13 protein-coding genes are annotated in these 17,423 nt (G+C 67.0%); 8 read left to right on the top strand and 5 right to left on the bottom strand.

What is annotated here, in order from left to right; genetic code table 11:
* Positions 1-11 precede the first annotated feature (11 nt).
* On the top strand, positions 12-1,478 hold the full coding sequence (locus HEB94_RS12420) for an amidase (protein ID WP_192750028.1): 1,467 nt from the start codon (positions 12-14) through the stop codon (positions 1,476-1,478).
* A 134-nt stretch (positions 1,479-1,612) separates the two neighbouring features.
* On the opposite strand, the gene HEB94_RS12415 is transcribed toward HEB94_RS12420, so the two are convergent.
* A complete protein-coding gene (locus HEB94_RS12415; protein ID WP_337917629.1) occupies positions 1,613-2,866 on the bottom strand; it encodes an IS110 family RNA-guided transposase in 1,254 nt (417 codons plus the stop codon).
* Positions 2,867-2,973: 107 nt separating this feature from the next.
* Here HEB94_RS12415 and HEB94_RS12410 point away from each other — a divergent pair, with 107 nt between their 5' ends.
* The 3 genes from HEB94_RS12410 to HEB94_RS12400 all read left to right on the top strand — a co-directional run bounded on the left by HEB94_RS12410 (position 2,974) and on the right by HEB94_RS12400 (position 8,362).
* Positions 2,974-3,981, top strand: a complete 1,008-nt coding sequence (locus tag HEB94_RS12410; RefSeq protein ID WP_202896303.1) for a deoxyribonuclease IV — start codon at positions 2,974-2,976, stop codon at positions 3,979-3,981.
* A 59-nt stretch (positions 3,982-4,040) separates the two neighbouring features.
* A complete protein-coding gene (locus HEB94_RS12405) occupies positions 4,041-4,610 on the top strand; it encodes a TetR/AcrR family transcriptional regulator (protein WP_192750027.1) in 570 nt (189 codons plus the stop codon).
* A gap of 98 nt (positions 4,611-4,708) precedes the next feature.
* The gene (locus HEB94_RS12400; protein ID WP_192750026.1) at positions 4,709-8,362 is read left to right on the top strand and encodes a multifunctional oxoglutarate decarboxylase/oxoglutarate dehydrogenase thiamine pyrophosphate-binding subunit/dihydrolipoyllysine-residue succinyltransferase subunit; all 3,654 of its coding nucleotides are present in this window, start codon (positions 4,709-4,711) and stop codon (positions 8,360-8,362) included.
* A gap of 74 nt (positions 8,363-8,436) precedes the next feature.
* Here HEB94_RS12400 and HEB94_RS12395 read toward each other — a convergent pair whose 3' ends face one another.
* Entirely contained in the window at positions 8,437-9,006 is a 570-nt protein-coding gene (locus tag HEB94_RS12395) for a TetR family transcriptional regulator C-terminal domain-containing protein (protein ID WP_202896302.1), read from the bottom strand.
* Positions 9,007-9,153: 147 nt separating this feature from the next.
* Here HEB94_RS12395 and HEB94_RS12390 point away from each other — a divergent pair, with 147 nt between their 5' ends.
* Complete coding sequence (locus HEB94_RS12390; RefSeq protein ID WP_192750025.1) at positions 9,154-10,434, top strand: MFS transporter; 1,281 nt, start codon at positions 9,154-9,156, stop codon at positions 10,432-10,434.
* Between the two features lie 22 nt (positions 10,435-10,456).
* On the opposite strand, the gene HEB94_RS12385 is transcribed toward HEB94_RS12390, so the two are convergent.
* Positions 10,457-11,374 (bottom strand): serine/threonine-protein kinase, encoded by a 918-nt coding sequence (locus tag HEB94_RS12385; RefSeq protein WP_192750024.1) that lies wholly within the window; start codon positions 11,372-11,374, stop codon positions 10,457-10,459.
* 38 nt (positions 11,375-11,412) lie between these two features.
* On the opposite strand from HEB94_RS12385, the gene HEB94_RS12380 reads away from it, so the two are divergent.
* Positions 11,413-11,949 (top strand): RNA polymerase sigma factor, encoded by a 537-nt coding sequence (locus HEB94_RS12380; RefSeq protein WP_192750023.1) that lies wholly within the window; start codon positions 11,413-11,415, stop codon positions 11,947-11,949.
* Between the two features lie 99 nt (positions 11,950-12,048).
* Positions 12,049-12,696, top strand: a complete 648-nt coding sequence (locus HEB94_RS12375; RefSeq protein WP_192750022.1) for a hypothetical protein — start codon at positions 12,049-12,051, stop codon at positions 12,694-12,696.
* Positions 12,697-12,913: 217 nt separating this feature from the next.
* Here the strand turns inward: HEB94_RS12375 and HEB94_RS12370 are convergent, their stop codons facing one another.
* Positions 12,914-14,206 (bottom strand): MFS transporter, encoded by a 1,293-nt coding sequence (locus HEB94_RS12370; protein WP_192750021.1) that lies wholly within the window; start codon positions 14,204-14,206, stop codon positions 12,914-12,916.
* Between the two features lie 443 nt (positions 14,207-14,649).
* Here HEB94_RS12370 and HEB94_RS12365 point away from each other — a divergent pair, with 443 nt between their 5' ends.
* Positions 14,650-15,909 carry an IS701 family transposase gene (locus tag HEB94_RS12365; RefSeq protein ID WP_192750020.1) on the top strand — a complete coding sequence of 420 codons (1,260 nt, stop codon included), beginning with the start codon at positions 14,650-14,652 and terminating at the stop codon, positions 15,907-15,909.
* 141 nt (positions 15,910-16,050) lie between these two features.
* On the opposite strand, the gene HEB94_RS12360 is transcribed toward HEB94_RS12365, so the two are convergent.
* Positions 16,051-17,331: an IS701 family transposase gene (locus tag HEB94_RS12360; protein WP_192756202.1), complete on the bottom strand. Its 1,281-nt coding sequence runs from the start codon at positions 17,329-17,331 to the stop codon at positions 16,051-16,053.
* Between the last annotated feature and the right edge of the window lie 92 nt (positions 17,332-17,423).

Raw genomic sequence — 17,423 nt, 5'->3', positions numbered from 1 at the left:
GAGAGGACGCCATGAACGACGGTGACGACGCTTATCGCACAGTGACCGCACTGACGGCGCTCCTCGATCGGGGCGAGGTGTCGGCGGTCGAGCTCGCCGAGGAGGCGATCGAGCGGATCGAGCGTCTCGACCCGAAGATCAACGCGGTTGTCGTGCACGACTTCGACCGCGCGCTCCAGGCGGCCCACGCCGCGGATGCCGCGCGCGCCCGTGGTGAGAGGGGTCCCCTTCTGGGCATCCCGATGACCGTCAAGGAGTCCTTCAACGTCGCCGGTCTGCCGACCACCTGGGGTATCCCGCCGTTCGCCGGCTTCGTGCCGGCCGAGGACGCCCTCGTGGTCGCGCGGTTGAAGACGGCCGGCGCGGTGATCCTGGGGAAGACGAACGTGCCCGTTGCCCTCGGGGATCTGCAGACCTACAACCCGATCTACGGGACCACCAACAATCCCTGGGACCTCGGTCGGACCCCGGGGGGATCCTCAGGAGGGTCGGCGGCAGCCGTCGCCGCCGGGTTCGGGGCCGCTTCCATCGGATCCGACATCGCCGGATCCCTTCGAGTACCTGCGCACTTCACCGGCATCTACGCGCACAAGTCCTCCTTCGGACTGCTGCCGTCCCGGGGGCACACCGCACCGCCGAGCGCACCGCTGGAGTACAGCCGCGACCTCACCACCATCGGCCCGATGGCGCGCAGCGCACGAGACCTTGCCCTGCTGTTCGGTGTCCTCTCCGACGCCGACGAGACGGGCATCGGCATCGCGCACCGGACGGCGATGAGGCCCCCGCGGCACGACAACCTGGCCGCCTTCCGGGTGCTCGTCGTCGACGACCATCCACTCATCCCGACCTCGACCGACGTGCGGATGGCGCTGGGCGAGCTCGCCGAGAAGCTTCGGGCCGCCGGCGTCCCGGTGAGCCGGCACAGCGACCTACTCCCCGATCCGGTCGAGACGGCCCGGGTCTACATGCGGCTGCTGCTCGCCTCCATCGCGGCGTCCTACCCGCCCGCGGCATACGAACAAGCTCGCGTCGCCGCGGCACGCGTCGACCCCGAGGACACGAGCCTCGCGGCGGAGCGGGCACGCGGTGCGATCCTGAGCTACCGCGATTGGATCGAGACGGATGCGATCCGCGTCCGCCAACGAGCTGCATGGGCCAAGCTCTTCGCCGAGTTCGACATCGTCCTCTGCCCGCCCGCACCGACGCCCGCGTTCGGGCATGACCAGAGTGCCGACCAGTGGGCGCGCACCGTCTTGATCGACGGCATGAGCTACGACTACCCCGACCAGCTCGTCTGGGCCGGCATCGCCAGTGCCCCCGGGCTGCCGGCCACCGTCGCACCGATTGCGCATGCGAGCGACGGGCTCCCGATCGGCGTCCAGATCATCGGGCCCAGGTACGAAGACCTCACCCCCATCCACTTCGCCCAACTCCTCGAGCAGAGCTACGGCGGATTCGTTCCGCCGCCGCTGGGCTGATCTCACGCCGGCGGCGAAGGCCTGGCATACCGCGATCGCCGAGGCTACAGTTTTGTACTCACGGGTCAAATAAGCAGTTGGGGAGAGAACGTGTCGCCGGCCGAGGTGGACGCATGAGTTTCCTGAGTCAACCCCTATGTCGCGAGAGGCTTATCCGCGGGCGTGTTGATCTTCCTGTTGGCCTGGTGGGTGGCGGGGTCGTAGCAGGTGCCGTCGCGCCAGCAGGCCCACATCACCCGCAGCCAGGTGCGGGCCAGGATGCGGATCGCGTGGGGGTGTCGCTTCTTGCGGGCTCTGGCGTCGTTGTAGATCTTCGCTGCCCAGGTACTGCCGTGGCGGCTGTTGTCGGCGAAGGTGGTCAGCGCGACGCGGGCTCGGCGGTTCGTCGCGAAGCGGAAGGCGACCGTGCGGGACTTGCCCGAGGCGCGGGTGAGGGGGACGACACCGGCCTCGGCGATGAGCTGTTCGCAGGTCTGAGCGCGTTCCAGGATCGGGCCGATCTCCTCGATGACCTGCCCGAGGCTGACCTTGCCGATGCGCGGCATGGTGGCGAACAGCGGCGCGTAGGGGTGGGCTTTGGTGGCCTCGGCGATGGCCTTGTCCAGTGTGCGGATGGTTCCGCGGATGCCCTGCACGAGCTGGACCTGAACGCGGACCAGCTGCCCGGTTATCGCCTCGCTGAGACGCGAGGCCGCCTTCGGCGTGGCGCGCAGACGTTCGATCAGGACGCTTCCGGGCTTCTTGCCGGAGTAGCCGCGGCGCTTGCACCAGGCTTCCAGGCGCCCCGCGGTGAGCCTGGCGGCCGAGGCCGGGGTGGGGTACCGCTCCAGGAAGGCCATGGCGATGTCGCTGTCCAGGCTGGCGAAGACCGTCTTGCCGCCGGGCCAATGCTCGTCCAGCAGCGCGGCGAGCTGGTTGACGGCGGCGACCTTGGCCTCGACGTGGTCGGCCCGCTGACGCGCGAGGGCCTGCAGGTCGAGGGTGGCCTGCTCGGTGGGCTCCAGCCTCGGCAGCAAGTGGCCGTCGGTGCGCAGGTAATCGGCGAGCTTCATGCTGTCGCCGGCATCTGTCTTGGCCTTCGAAGCGCCCCAGCGCGCCCGCATCGCGTGGAAGGCGTTCGGGTGGACCGGCACGACCGGGTGCCCGGCGGCCAGCAGCCGGTCGACGGCCAGGCCCCGGGTGGTCTCAATGGCCACGGGCAGGCCGGCCGGGTTGCCGTGCTTGCGCAGTCGGGCCAGGGTCTTGGCGAACCCTTCCTCGGTGTGGGCCAGTTCCCACCGGTCGATGCGCTTGCCGGTGTCGTCCATGACGGTCACGTCATGGGTTTCGCTCGCCCAATCCCATCCGATGAACACCTGCGTCGTACTCCAAGGCGGTTCGAGGAGCACCTGCCCGGTGGTGAGGTCGTCTGCCGGGAGCTCATTAATCGGCCCTCTGCGGGGCGTGTCCCTGAAGCCGATCAGACGACCTCGGCCCGGCGGGGCTGGCGGAACTCATGCTGGCCGTCGAACAGCTCGCATTACTGGCCATGCACCCACCGGGACCGAGAGGTCACAACCCTACCCGTGAGGGCTGCAGAAGGGATGGTCCTCTAATGAGCGGGAACGCGGGGATCGTGTCGATGCCGGTGGAGCGGTCCCGACCGGCGATCGGTTCGCACGTCGCCGTGGGTGGCGGTCTCGTTCGCGTGGGACTGCGCGAGGCCGAAGAGGTCGAGGCCGAAGTCATCCAGATCTTCGCCAGCAATCCTCGGGCGTGGAGGCCGTCGCGGGTCGATCCGCGCCTGGACGTGCTGTTTCGTGAGCGCTGCGCGGAGCTCTCCGTTCCGGTCTTCGTCCACGCATCCCACCTCATCAACCTCGGATCCCCCTCCGCGCAGACGCGCGAGAGCTCCATCACCTTGCTCGCGCACACACTTCGACGCGCCGCGGATCTCGGAGCCCGCGGGGTCGTCGTCCACGCCGGAACCTCCGTCTCCCGCGGGCGTCGAGAGGTCGCACTGGGGGCACTCCACGACCTCGTCGGGCGCCTTCTGGACGAAGTTCGCGAACAGGTACAACTGCTGATCGAACCAACGGCAGGCGGAGGGGAGGCACTCGCCTCCACCGTGGACAGCACGATCGAATACCTCGCGGCCCTGGACGACGAGCGGGTGGGAGTCTGCCTCGACACCTGCCACCTGCACGCGGCCGGCGAACCGATGACCACGGCCACGGGAGTCCAACACACCGTGGGCAGAGTGGCCGCCAGCATCGGCGCGGAACGCGTCGGGCTGATTCACGTCAACGACAGCCGCGACGCGAGCGGTTCTCGGCGCGATCGACACGAATCCCTCGGGAACGGACAGATCGGCGTGGAGGCATTCGCGGGCCTGTTCCTCAGTCCCGAACTGGCGAGCGTGCCGATGCTGGTCGAGACACCCTCCCACCGTGAGGATGTCGCCTTCCTCAAATCCCAACGCTCCCTGGTCTCGCGCGTCACGATCACTCCGACTTCGCAGTGACCGAGCCCCGACGAGACCATAGTTGACCCCTAGGTACAGAACGACGTAGACTCCATTGCATGGGAAGACCCATGCAGTTCGATGCGGAAGTCGCGGTCGAGACGGCGATGGGAGTCTTCTGGCGCAACGGGTACGCCGCCACGACGCCGCAGGCGTTGACGACCGAACTCGGAATCGGCAAGGGAAGCCTCTACAACACGTTCGGGAGCAAGCACAACCTGTTCGTCCTCTCGATGGCGAGATACAGCGGGTGGCGCACGGAGTTCCTTTCGGAGAACTTCTCGAGCATCGCGCCGGTGCGCCTCCAGTTGCGAGAGGCGGTGAGGGTTCTCACGGGGTACGGCGACCACGATCGAGGGTGCCTTCTCGTCAACGCCTCAGCTGAGTTGGGATGCACCGACCAAGCGGTGGCGGAAGTCGCCGGCAGCTTGTTCGCCCGCGTTGAGGACGCCTTCCGTGAGGCGATCCAGCGTGGACAACGCGACGGGGAGTTGAACGCGGCACGTGATGCCGCAGCAGACGCATGCGCCCTGCTGACAATGGTGATCGGGACGAGCCTCCTGCTGAAGGCCCGGACCGATCACGAGCGAGTGCTCCGCAGCATCGACGCGACGATCGAGGGTCTTTAGTGGCCTGCGAGCCATCTACCCGACTCACACACCAAATCTGGCGTCCGTGCGGGCTGCCACGCGGAAAAGTAGTGAAAAGAGAGCGACCAATCGTGTCGATGAGCACGACCGAACCAGCAGGCGAGCCGTCCACCGAATATGGCGTCAACGAGTGGCTTGTCGATGAGATGTACGAGAAGTATCTGCTCGATCCCGACTCGGTCGAACGGTCCTGGTGGCCGATTCTCGAGGCCTACAAGCCAGGGGTGGCGAACCAGGAACATGACGACCCTTCGCCGGCAGCCGCGGACGGTGAAGCTTCGCAGACGACATCCACACCGGTCAGATCACAGCGCGTTCCCGCTGACCCGCCCCAGCCGCGAAGCACGCCCACCGAAGCGACCGCCGAGGTGCAGGATGCCGCGACTCCGTTGAGGGCCACGGCGAAGAGCCTGGCGCGCACCATGGACGCCAGCCTCTCGGTGCCGACCGCGACAAGCGTCCGGAGAGTCCCGGCCACCCTGATGGCCGACAACCGCAGGGTCGTCAACGACCATCTACACAGGACGCGTGGAGGCAGGGTCTCGGTCACCCATCTGATCGCGTGGGCGCTGGTGCAGTCGCTCAAGGAGTTCCCGAGCCAGAACGTCTACTACCAGGAGATCGACGGGCAGCCCTCGGTCCTCACGCCCGCTCACATCAACCTCGGCATCGCCATCGACGTCGCGAAACCGGGCGGTGACCGTGCACTCGTCGTCCCCGCCCTCAAGCGGGCCGACGCCATGAGCTTCGACGAGTTCGTCGCGGCCTATGAGGAGCTGGTGTTCAGGGCCCGCGCGAACCAGCTCACGGCGGAGGACTTCGCGAGGGTCACGATCTCGTTGACCAACCCGGGCGGAACAGGGACGGAGCACTCCGTGCCCCGACTGATGCGCGGCCAGGGTTCGATCATCGGCGTCGGGGCACTGGAGTTCCCGGCCGAGTTTCGAGGAGCGTCGCCGAAGACGCTCGCCGACCTGGGCGTCGGGAGGACCCTGACGCTCACCAGCACCTACGATCATCGCGTCATCCACGGCGCCGGGTCCGGTGAGTTCCTCAAGCTGATCGACGAGCGCCTGACCGGCGGCCACGGTTTCTACGACGAGATCTTCGCTGCGCTTCGCATTCCGTACGGACCGGTTCGTTGGGACACCGACTACGGAGCCGAGGCCGAGAACGGCCTTGACAAAACGGCCCGGGTGCAGGAACTCATCAACTCCTTCCGGGTGCGCGGCCACCTCATGGCGGACATGGATCCGCTGGAGTATCACCAGCGGTCCCATCCGGACCTGGAGCTCGCCAGCCACGGCCTGAGCTTCTGGGATCTCGATCGTGAGTTCGCGACCGGCGGGTTCGGCGGGACAGCCTCGGCGTCGCTTCGCGAGATCCTCGGGGTGCTCCACGAGTCCTACTGCCGCACCATCGGCATCGAGTACATGCACATCGCGGATCCAGTGCAACGGCGCTGGATTCAGGAGCAGGTGGAGCGCCCCTACGCCAAACCCTCGAAGGCCGAACAGCTTCGGGTTCTCGGCAAGCTCAACGAGGCCGAGGCGTTCGAGACGTTCCTGCAGACGAAGTACGTCGGGCAGACGCGCTTCAGCCTGGAGGGTGCGGAATCCCTCATTCCGCTGCTGGACACGATCATGAGGCAGTCGCTGCGTGCCGGCCTGGAGGAGGTGGCGATCGGCATGGCCCACCGCGGCCGGCTCAACGTGCTCACCAACATCGCCGGGATGACATACGGGCAACTGTTCCGCGAGTTCGAAGGACTGAACGGCGGAGAGGAAGGCTCCGGCGACGTCAAGTACCACCTCGGCAGCGAAGGCACCTACCGCGGCGTCGAAGGCGGGGAGATCCCGGTGTCCCTCGCGGCGAACCCCTCCCATCTCGAAGCCGTCGACGGCGTGCTCGAGGGAATCGTGCGCGGGAAGCAGGATCGTGGAGTCGAGGGCAGCTTCGGCGTTCTTCCCATCCTGATTCATGGCGACGCCGCACTGGCGGGTCAGGGCGTCGTGGTGGAGACGCTGCAGATGTCGCAGCTCCCTGCCTACCGCACGGGCGGTACGGTCCGGATCAACATCAACAATCAGGTCGGGTTCACGACGCTGCCCGAGGCGGGCCGCAGTTCGACGTACTCCACGGACGTGGCCAAGACGGTGCAGGCGCCCGTCTTCCATGTGAACGGCGAGGACCCGGAGGCAGTTGTGCGAGTCGCCGAGCTGGCCTTCGCCTATCGCCAGAGATTCCATCGAGATGTCGTCATCGACCTGGTCTGCTACCGCAGGCGCGGCCACAACGAAGCCGACGAGCCGTCGATGACCCAGCCTCGGATGTACGAACTCATCGAGGCCAAGCATTCGGTGCGTGGGCTCTACGCCGATGCGCTGCTTGGGCGCGGTGACATCAGCGCGGATGAGTGCGAGGCGTCCAACCGCGACTTTCAGGGTCGGCTGGAGCGCGCTTTCGCGGAGACCAAGGCGGCTGAGGCCGGAAGGATTCCCGTGCTTGCGGAGGGCGCCGCGAGCGTCGCAGAGCTCGAACGCATGATGGCACGCGAGCAGGAGGCCGCAGGCGAACCCGAGACGACCGGTGTCCCGGCCGCGATGATCGAGCTGATCGGCGACACGTTCGTGAACGAGCCCGAGGAGTCCACGGTCCATCCGAAGCTGCAGACGCTGCTCGAGAAGCGCCGCGAGATGAGCCGTTCGGGTTCGGTCGACTGGGCCTTCGCCGAGGTCCTCGCACTCGGCTCGCTGCTGGCCGAGGGTACTCCGGTGCGAATGGCCGGACAGGACACGCGGCGCGGCACCTTCGCCCAGCGTCACGCCGTACTTCACGACCGCGCCACCGGCAACGAATGGTCACCGCTGGCGAATCTCACGCCTGACCAGGCGAAGTTCTCGGTGTACGACTCTCTCCTCAGCGAGTACGCGGCGCTCGCGTTCGAGTACGGGTACTCCGCCGAGCGGGATGACGCCCTCGTTCTGTGGGAGGCGCAGTTCGGAGACTTCGTCAACGGTGCGCAGATCGTGATCGACGAGTTCGTCTCGAGCGCGGAACAGAAGTGGGGTCAGCGTTCGGGCGTCGTGCTCCTCCTCCCCCACGGACATGAAGGTCAGGGGCCGGATCACTCCTCCGCGCGACTCGAGCGTTTCCTGCAGCTCTGCGCGGAGGACAACATGACGGTCGCTCAGCCGTCGAGTCCCGCGTCGTACTTCCACCTCCTGCGTCGGCAGGCTCACGCGCGACCCCGTCGACCGCTTGTCGTGGTGACGCCGAAGTCGATGCTGCGGATGCGCGCCGCGACCAGCGACCTGGACGAGTTCACCAGCGGTCGGTTCGAGCCGGTCCTCGATGACCGGCGTTCGGGAGACACCGACTCGGTGCGACGGGTGGTCCTCGTCTCGGGCAAGCTCTACTACGACCTCTCCGCACGGCTGGCGAAGCAGCCCGACCCGGGCATCGTCCTCCTGCGCATCGAGCAGCTGTACCCGCTTCCGATCGACGAACTCAACCGGCGCCTCGAGGCCTACCCGAACGCCGAGATCGTGTGGGCTCAGGAGGAGCCCAAGAACCAGGGAGCATGGACGTTCCTGCTCTCCGAGCTCGTGCCAAGCCTGCCCAAGCCTCTCCAGCTGGTCTCTCGACCTGCCTCAGCCGCCCCCGCCACAGGCTCGTCCAAGCGACACGCACGCGAGCAGAAGGACCTCATCGAGCGGGTGCTGTCGTGAGGTCCGGCTTACGAGGGACGAGAGCGGGGACATGCGGCGGTCACCGCGTGCGCGCGCGGCGATTGGGAGACCGGTCACCGGTCGCTTGTCAGCAACATCTCCGCCCCGCGACGAGCCTCGCCGGCTGGGCCGGCGGTGTGCTGGACCGCTGACGTCGCCACGGATCCCTCGACCAACAGGTAGATGGCGTTCGCGACCTCGTGCGGATAGCCGGCCTCGGTGACGATGCCGGTGACGAGCGTGCGGAACGCCCGCTGATGGTGATGGACCTCAGCCGCCACGGCCGGGTTGGTGGGACCGAGCTCACCGTATGCGTTCATCCACGGACAGCCGCGGAAGTCGGGCTCGCGAAACCACTCGTCGAGGTAGTCGAAGATCGCCAGCACCCGGGCCTGCGGTTCCTGGATGTCGGCAACGTGGTCCTCGATCGCGCCCATCATGCGGTCGTGGCGCCGTCGGAGGAACGCGACGACGAGCTCGTCCTTGCTGGGGAACAGCTGATATATGCGCCTCAGCGGCAACTCGGCGACGGTCCGGAGCTCGTTCATGTTCACCGCCTGTATGCCGCGCGCGTAGAAGACCTGCTCGGCAGCGTCGAGCAGTTGCCCGCGCAGGGCCTCCTGGGCGGGGGTCGCCGTTGCCACCGTACGTACCTCCTCAGTTGGCGATGAGAACAACCATTCTCTAGGCTACAGACCAGCGGCGAGAATGAGCATTCTCGCTTTGGATGCCAGTCGTGAGCTCGTCCATCCACGGCGCACGAGTCACATCGATCGGTAGGACCCACACGCATGAGCTCTCAGAGCCACCCCGCCCCGCCAGGTTCGGTCATCAGCGCGCGCCGCCTTCGCGTGCTCACGTTCATCCTCGCCACCGCGTCCGGGCTGTCGGTGGCCAACATCTTCTACGCGCAACCGCTCCTCGATCTGATCGCCCAGGAGTTCCACACCACCGCGAGCTCGACCGCGATCGTGGTGACGGTGACCCAGCTCGGCTACGCGGCCGGGATCATCGTGCTGATGCCCCTCGGGGACCTGATCGAGAACCGCGCCCTGGCGTCGCGGGTTCTGATCGTGACGGCGGTTGCGGCCGGGCTTGCCGCGATCGCCCCGCGCCTGTCGATCTTCCTCGTCTTCTCCGTGCTGCTCGGTTTCACTTCCGTCGTCGCGCAGATCGTGGTCCCGTTCGCGGCGCACCTGGCGCCCGAAGCAAAGCGCGGGCGGTTCGTCGGGCAGGTCATGAGCGGCCTACTGCTGGGAATCATGCTGGCTCGCACCGTCTCCAGCCTGCTCGCCGACCTCTGGGGCTGGCGCTCGGTCTACGTCGTCTCGGCAGGGTTGATGCTGATCATGGCGGTGGTGCTGGCGACAGCCCTGCCCAAGCGCAAGCCGGACCACACTGACGGTTACCGCAGCCTGATGGTCTCGATCGGGCATCTGATCCGGACCGAGCCGGCGTTGCGTCGCCGCGCCGCGCTGCAGGCTCTGATGTTCGCGACGTTCTCCGCGTTCTGGACGTCGATCGCGTACGAGCTGATCAACGAGCACCACCTCTCCCAGACCCAGATCGCGATCTTCGCCCTGGTGGGCGCCGCCGGCGCCGCGGCCGCACCCATCGCCGGGCGCCTGGGCGACCGCGGTCTCGGCCGACCGGCTACTGGTGTGGTCTTCGCGTTGGCCGCGGTCGCGATGGCGGTCGCCGGGATTGGCTCGCACAACCTCGTCGTCCTGGCGATCGCCGGCGTCCTGCTCGACCTCGCCGTCCAGGGCAACCTGGTCCTCAGCCAGCAGGAGATCTATCAGCTCAGGCCCGACGCCCGGTCCCGGATCAACACGGTCTTCATCGGGAGTGTCTTCGTCGGTGGCGCAGTCGGATCGGCGCTGTCGGGGTTGCTGTACGACGACTCCGGCTGGGCCGGTGTCACCACGCTCGGAGTCGCCTTGTCGATCATCGGGTTTGGTCTGTGGTGCGGTTCGGAACTGCGACGCCGCCGGGCGGCGACCACGATGCCGAAGGACCCTTCCAGCCGCGACGACGGCGAGCGCCGGCCGAAAGGTTCCCTGCTGCGGTGAGACGTCGCGCTCAGGCGCTCGATCACCGAGACAACCACAGGTAGGTGGCGGCGAACAGCACCACTGCAAGGACGACGCAGAAGACCAACGTCGGCCCGGTCGGCACCTCGCGTCGTGGGCGGTGCGGGGTGTCGGTCAGGAAGCGCTCGAGTTCCCGGGCGAACTCCGCCGCGGTGGCCGGCCGTTTCGCCGGGTCCCAGCTCAGCGAGCGGGTGAGCAGTCGGTCGAGCGCCGCGGGCTGGCCCAGGCGTGCCGCCAGGGGCGGCGGCCTGCTGTCGGTCCGGCGGTCCAGCACCGCTGCCGCGGTGCGGTCCTGGAAGGCCGGCTCCCCGTTGAGCAGGTGATAGGTGACGGCGGCCACGGCGTACACGTCGACTCGGCCGTCGAAGCCGTCGGTCTGGTGGATCTGCTCGGGGGCCATGTAGCTCGGGGTGCCGGTCGTGACCGTGACGCCGGAGGCCTCGGCGAGCACCTTGGCGCTCCCCAGATCCGAGACCAGGAGCCGAGGCGGCGTGCTGCGGTCGTCGATCAGCAGGTTGCTCGGTTTCACGTCGCGATGGACAACGCCGGCGTCATGGAGCACCTGGACGGCTTCGGCGGCCGCCACGCCGTACGCCAGCGCCTCCCGGGTACTCAGCGAGCTGATCCTGTCGGCGAGCGCGCCGCCGGGGATGTACTCCATCACGAAGTAGGGGCGCGCTTCATCGTCGTTGCTCACTCCGACGTCGAAGACCCGCACCAGGCGGGGGTCGTCGACGCGACGCAGCAGCCGCGCCTCCGCCAGGAACCGCTCCCGCACGTCCGCGTTGTTCGCCCAGTTCTCGGCGAGCACCTTGATCGCGACGTGCGCCTCGAGGGCTGGATCCTCGCCCAGCCACACCGTCGCGAAGGCACCGGAGCCGAGCACGCGCTGCATTCGGTAACGCCCGACCTGCCTCATGAGGACATGATTGTCCTATGTGCTCCTCCTCAGACCCTATGTCGCTCCCTGAACTGGTCGCGCGCGCCCGTTCGGGCGATCGCGACGCTCTCGAGGACCTGCTCGGCGTCATCCGTCCGCTGCTCGTTCGGCGCTGCTCACGCTTTCTGCCCCACATCGACGATGCCGAGGAGGCTGCCCAGGACGCGCTGGTCGCGATCGCGCGGAATCTCAACGGCTACACCGGCAGCGGCTCGTTCGAGGGCTGGGTCACCGTGATCGCCTCGAACCGTGCCCGGATGACCTACCGACGGCTGCGTCGACGTGCGGTCGAGAGCGGCGCGGCCGAACTTCCCGAGACGGCCGACCCGCGCACCACGAGCGTGGTGGCCGGAACTCGCCTTGACCTGATGGAGGCGCTCACCGAACTGGAGCGGAGCAAGCCTCAGGTCGTGGAGCCCTTCGTGCTGCGGGACCTCGGTTCGCTGCCCTACGACGAGATCGCTGTGATCACCGGCACCTCGCTCGCCACGGTCCGTGAGCGCATCCACGTGGCACGGAAGTTCATGCGGTCCGCACTGATAACCAAACTATGACCAGCTCACACACCCTGAGCACCGACGAAATGCGTCGCGCGTGCATCGGGATGAGTGAACGGCGGAAATGGACCGCCCGACTCCCCCAGGGGGAACGACATGAAGCTCACCAGTGCGGCTCTCGCCGTGCTCGCCGCTGTGGTCACCGGCGTCGGCGGAGGTGCCGCTGCGGCCCAGGCCACGAACGGCCACTACGAGCCCGCGGCCCAGCCGACGCTCTCGGCCACGCAAACGCCCCACGACCCTCTCTCCGAGGAGAACGTCATCCGCGAACGCCTCTACTTCGACGTGACCGGACACTCGTTCACCCGAGTCGCCCCGGACCCCGCGCAGACCCTGGGCCCGTGCACGGGTGAAACAACCTTCACCGACGTCCTGCCGCGCCGAGGCGTGAAGACGATCGGCTCGAAGCTCGTCGGAGACGGCGGTCCGAACGTCGTCGAACAGGTGGCCCAGACGCGGGCCACAGGCGAGGCGAGAGCCACCGCGGACGAGATCGTGTCGCTGGTCGACAAGTGTGCCGGCATCGCCGGGGGCGACTTCGGATACGGCGCACCGGTCACCGTGCAGTCGAACTCGAGTCGAAAGGTCGTCTACTTCCCCGCCTACGACTCCGATGCGGCCGCCGGTGGATACGTCGTCTTCTCCGTGGGCCCCCGGGTCGGCGTCATCGACGTCACCGACGATGTGAGCACGGCCCAGGTCGCCCACCTGGCGAAGGAGGCCGCAAACGTGGCCGGGATGTAGCCTCCCGCGCGCGTTGCGGCCGGCGAGCCGATCGACACCGCGGTCACCGTGCAGGAGGTCACCGTCGGAGGTGTAGGCCATGGTCCGCTGACCCCGGGCGGGTCGACGGGAGTCAGCGGACCATGGGATACCAGGTGCTCGGCACAGCGCGGTCGAGTGATCAGCCAGAGTCCTGGTGCAGCGAAGATGTCTCGCCCAGGGTGAGGCCGGCGGTGAGTCACGGTGCAGCGTCCTGGGCGGCTTGGGCCGGGAAGTCGCGCAGTGTGCGGACCGATGTGGCGAGCAGGGACACAGGGGTGATGACGTAGAGGACGGCGAGTGCCCACATGGCAGCCCGCGTCCCGAACGCCGAGGCCAGGAAGCCGCCGGTCGCCGCGCCGAGTGGGATGCTTCCGAACACGAAGATCCTCGATGCTGCCGTGACACGTCCGAGCAGATGTGCGGGAACGAAGTTGCCGCGGAACGTCATGGTCATCACGTTCGCCATCGTGGATCCGGCCAGGACGACGAATGAGCCCACCGCGAACAGCGTCAGGCCCAAGCCGTCCCCGCCGACCGGCAGCAGGAGCACGAAAGGGGCGGTCGCGGCGTTCGCCACCAGGTAGGTGCGGGCGCTACCGAAACGCCGGGACGCACCCGAGGCGAGTGCAGCGCCGAGGCTGGCCGCGCCGATCACGAAGCCCACAGTCCCCGGCCCAGCACCCTCGGTGCGAACCAGGAAGACAACACGCAGTGCCGTGATGCCCAGCATCGCGAAGTTGGTCACCGCCGCCACCACCAACATGGCCTGCAGCAAGCGTCCGCGCAGGATGAACCGGATCCCGTCGGCGATCTGGCGCAGCATGCCGGGGCGATCGCCCGGGGAGGGGCGCGGCTCCGGCTCGGGCCGCAGGCCGAGCAGACAGGCTGCCGACACCAGGAAGGTGAAGGAGTCGATGACGATCCCGTTCACTGCGCCGGCCGCCTGGGCCACCAGCCCTCCAAGACCCGGACCGACAACTCGGGCGACCGAGGAACTCGTCTGGAGTTTGGAGTTGCCTTCCATGAGGTCTTCCCTGGAGACAAGATGAGGCAGGAAGGCGTTGAACGCGACGTTCAAGAAGATGCCGGCGGTCCCGGCGAGCAGCGCGGCGACAAGCAGCATGGGCATGGTCAGTACGTTGGTCCAAGCCGCGATCGGGATGAGGAGGAGTACCGCCGCCGAAACGAGGTTGGCGACCAGAAGTGTGCGTCGGCGCGGCCATCGGTCGACCCAGACACCAGCCGGAAGCCCAATCAGCAGCCACGGCAGCCAGGTGGAGGCCGTGAGCATGGCGACCATGGCCGGACTGGCCTGCAGGGTCGAGACGGCCACCAGCGGAAGCGCCACCGACGTGATCGAGGAGCCAACCGCACTGGTGGACTCCCCGACCCACAGCAGGCCGAAGTTCCGCGTGCGCAGCAGCCCACCCACGGGCCTATGCCGTGACGCGGGTTTACGCCCGTCCGCGGCTACAGCATCTGCGTTCATGCGGATCTCCTCTCGAAGGTCGCGCCTACACCGGCCATGGCAGGTTAGTGATGCCGCGTCCGGGAAGGCCACGGGATATCGCGGTCCGGCATCGTCCAGGCGACCACGCTCCTGACGTGCCCCTGGACGGCGCTCACGAGCCATCAACAGCCCACACACGAGGTGCAGCCCACAGCCAGCGGCTTGCACGTCTTCGGTTCCCCGGGCAAGGTGACGGACGTGGCTGACAGCTTTGAGGAGAACCTGACGGGAGGTGTGGTCAACACGGTCGTGCGAGTCGGGCAGACCGTGCGTCGCACGACCGGGCCCTGGACGCCTGCTATCCATTCGCTACTAGACCACCTGGAAGTCGTCGGCTTTCCTTACTCTCCACGGGTGCTAGTAGTACTTTGTTAGGTGTGTCGTTTCGTGTTCTGTGGTTGATGTTCTGACATGGTCGGTGCATGACTCCTGATCAGATAGCGGAGTTGCGGCCGAGGCTTGGCGAGTTCGCAGCCGACATGCTGGGTTGTCTTGCGCGTTCGGATCAGCGTGCCACGGGTGAGTTGTATCTGCGTGGCCTGTTGACTGATGGTCGGCGTAAGTCGATGCAGCCGATGGCGGAGCGGCTGGGTGTGGATCATCAGCGGTTGCAGCAGTTCGTCACTTCCTCGACATGGGATTTCACCGCGGTGCGGCGCAGGTTGAGCTCGTGGGCTGCGCAGGCGATTGGGCCGCGGGCATACGTGATCGACGACACCGGATTCCCCAAGGACGGGCCTGCCTCGGCGTGTGTGGCCTGGCAGTATTCCGGGACGTTGGGCAAGACCGCCAACTGCCAGATCGGGGTGAGTGTTCACGCGGTCAACGACACCTGCTCGGCGGCGGTTGACTGGCGGTTGTTCTGCCCGGAAAGCTGGGACGACAAGGCCTGTGATGATCCCGAGCAGGCCGAGAAGGTCCGCCGGAAGCGAGCCGAATCCAAAGTCCCTGACGACGTGAGGCATATCGAGAAGTGGCGGCTCGCGCTGGACATGCTTGATGAGCAGACCGAATGGGGGTCGCCGAGGCTTCCCGTCGTTGCCGATGCCGGATATGGGGATTGCACCAGGTTCCGGCTCGGCGTGGAAGAACGTGGTCTGGACTATGTGGTCGCACTCAAAGCCGGCACCAGCGCCCACCCCGGCGAAGCGGAGCCGGTGAGACCGCCACGTAACGGTGGTTGTGGCAGACGTCCCAAGCCCCACTACCCGAAGCCGGCATCGAGTCTGCGCGAGATCGCCATGGCGGCCGGCCGCGATGCCTACCAGGAGGTGGCGTGGCGGCAGGGGACCAGAAAAACGAAAGGTAATCCGAGTGCTGCCATGACCTCGAAGTTCGCGGTGTTCGTGGTACGTCCGGCCAACCGCGACATCCCTCGCGCAGACGATGGGACCTTGCCGGCGAAGCTGCTGCTGGTCGAATGGCCCGATGAGGCGAACGAGCCTACCGACTACTGGCTTTCTAACCTGCCTGCCGACACACCGATCGATCAGCTCGTCGACCTGGCAAAGATCCGGTGGCGGATCGAACATGACTACCGCGAACTGAAAACCGGGCTCGGACTCGACCACTTCGAAGGACGCTCCTGGACCGGCTGGAACCGCCACGTCACACTCGTCGCGATCGCCCAAGCTTTCTGCACCATGGTCAGACTCGACCCAAAACAGGATGCGCCGGCCTGAGCTTGTACGCAGTCGTACACGAGCTACAAATCGTGCTCGCCCTCATCGCCGGCGCATGCCCCACCTGCCGACAAGAAGTCACCATCGACCACATCGAAGCACTCGCCCCACCATGATCGACATGACAAAGTCCTACTAGTACTACAGCCGTAATTCGTAATCTTGGTTTCGTCGTCGGTAGTGGCAGAGTCGGGCGTGGTGTTGGTGGTGGCGGCGGAATCGGCTCCATCGGATGGTGTGGGTTAGGGGGTGGCTTGGGTGGGTGATGGTGGCTCTGAGGTGCCGGATCTCGTTGCAGGTTAGGGGAACCATTGCTCTGCTGGGGTCGGGATGGCTGTCTGGGCCTGCTTGGACGGCGAGGAAGGCGTGGGCGAGCATGGCCAGGGTGGTCCAGCGGTGCCAGGAGGTCCAGGTACGGACTTGGTGCTCGTCCAGTGCGGCGCACCCTTTGCCGACTTGGATGTTCTCCTCGATTCGCCAGCGAGTTCCAGCGACCGTGGCCAGTCTTGCCAGGCTGACGTCGGTGGTGGCATGGCACAGGAAGTAGGCCTGTTCGCCGGTGGCCGGATGGCGGCGGACCAGCAGCCACCGGTAGCCAGCTCGGCTGAGGTTTGCCAGACGGGTGAGGGCCCAGTGGTAGAGCCGTTCGCCTTTGCTGCCTTTGCCGGCCGAGGCCAGGTGCCAGTCGGTTGCCGGTAACTGCGCGGCGAACTCATCGGCTCGCATTCTGCCGGTGCCTGTGCCGGTGCTCGTGTCTGCTGGAGTGGGGATCTGGGTGTCGCATGAGACTGCCATGACGTAGTTCAGGTGTCGTTCCTCGAAGGCTTGTCGCAGTCGGGGATTGTCGCCGTAGGCCTCATCGGCGCTGACCCACCCGGGCAGGATGCCGGCGGCCAACGCCCGGTCGGTCATGGCCAGCGCCAGTTGCGGTTTGGTCTGAAACTCCACATCTTCAGGCACGCCGGCCTCCGCCAGCCGGCCCGGATCGGTTGTCCAGGACTGGGGCAGGTACAGGCCGACGTCGATGAACGCGTGCCCGCGCGGGCTGGCCAGGGTGGCGAACACCGCGACCTGGCAGTTCTCGATCCGACCACACGTGCCTGAGTACTGCCGCTGCACCCCCACCGTGTGGCTGCCCTTCTTCTGATCCCCTGTCTCATCGAACACCAGCACCACCCGATCCGGATCCACGCCGTCGGTCAGGTTCGCCGCCACGTACTCGGCCAACTCACTTCGCACCGCCGCGTCGTCCCAGACCGCACGGCCGAGCAGATACTGGATCCGATCCGGGCTGCGGTGCCCGGCATGCTCAGCCAGCGTCCAGCAGTTAGCCCTGGGCAGGCCCGCAAGCAGACCGTCGACCACGTCCCGCGCCGTCCGAGCGGTCTCCGGCCGGACAAAGCACGACCCAACCCGACGCATCAGCGCGTCCAACTCCCGCTCCCACCCAGCGACCTCTACGCTGAGAGCAGCGGCCGCCGCCTCAATGTCTATCGTCTTCACAAACGCAGACA

Origin of the sequence: Actinopolymorpha pittospori (genome assembly GCF_014873875.1) — a bacterium.
GTDB classification, from domain to species: Bacteria; Actinomycetota; Actinomycetes; order Propionibacteriales; family Actinopolymorphaceae; genus Actinopolymorpha; species Actinopolymorpha pittospori.
The sequence above is the reverse complement of the archived record's forward strand: the minus strand, read 5'-3'. Positions and strand labels throughout refer to the sequence as shown.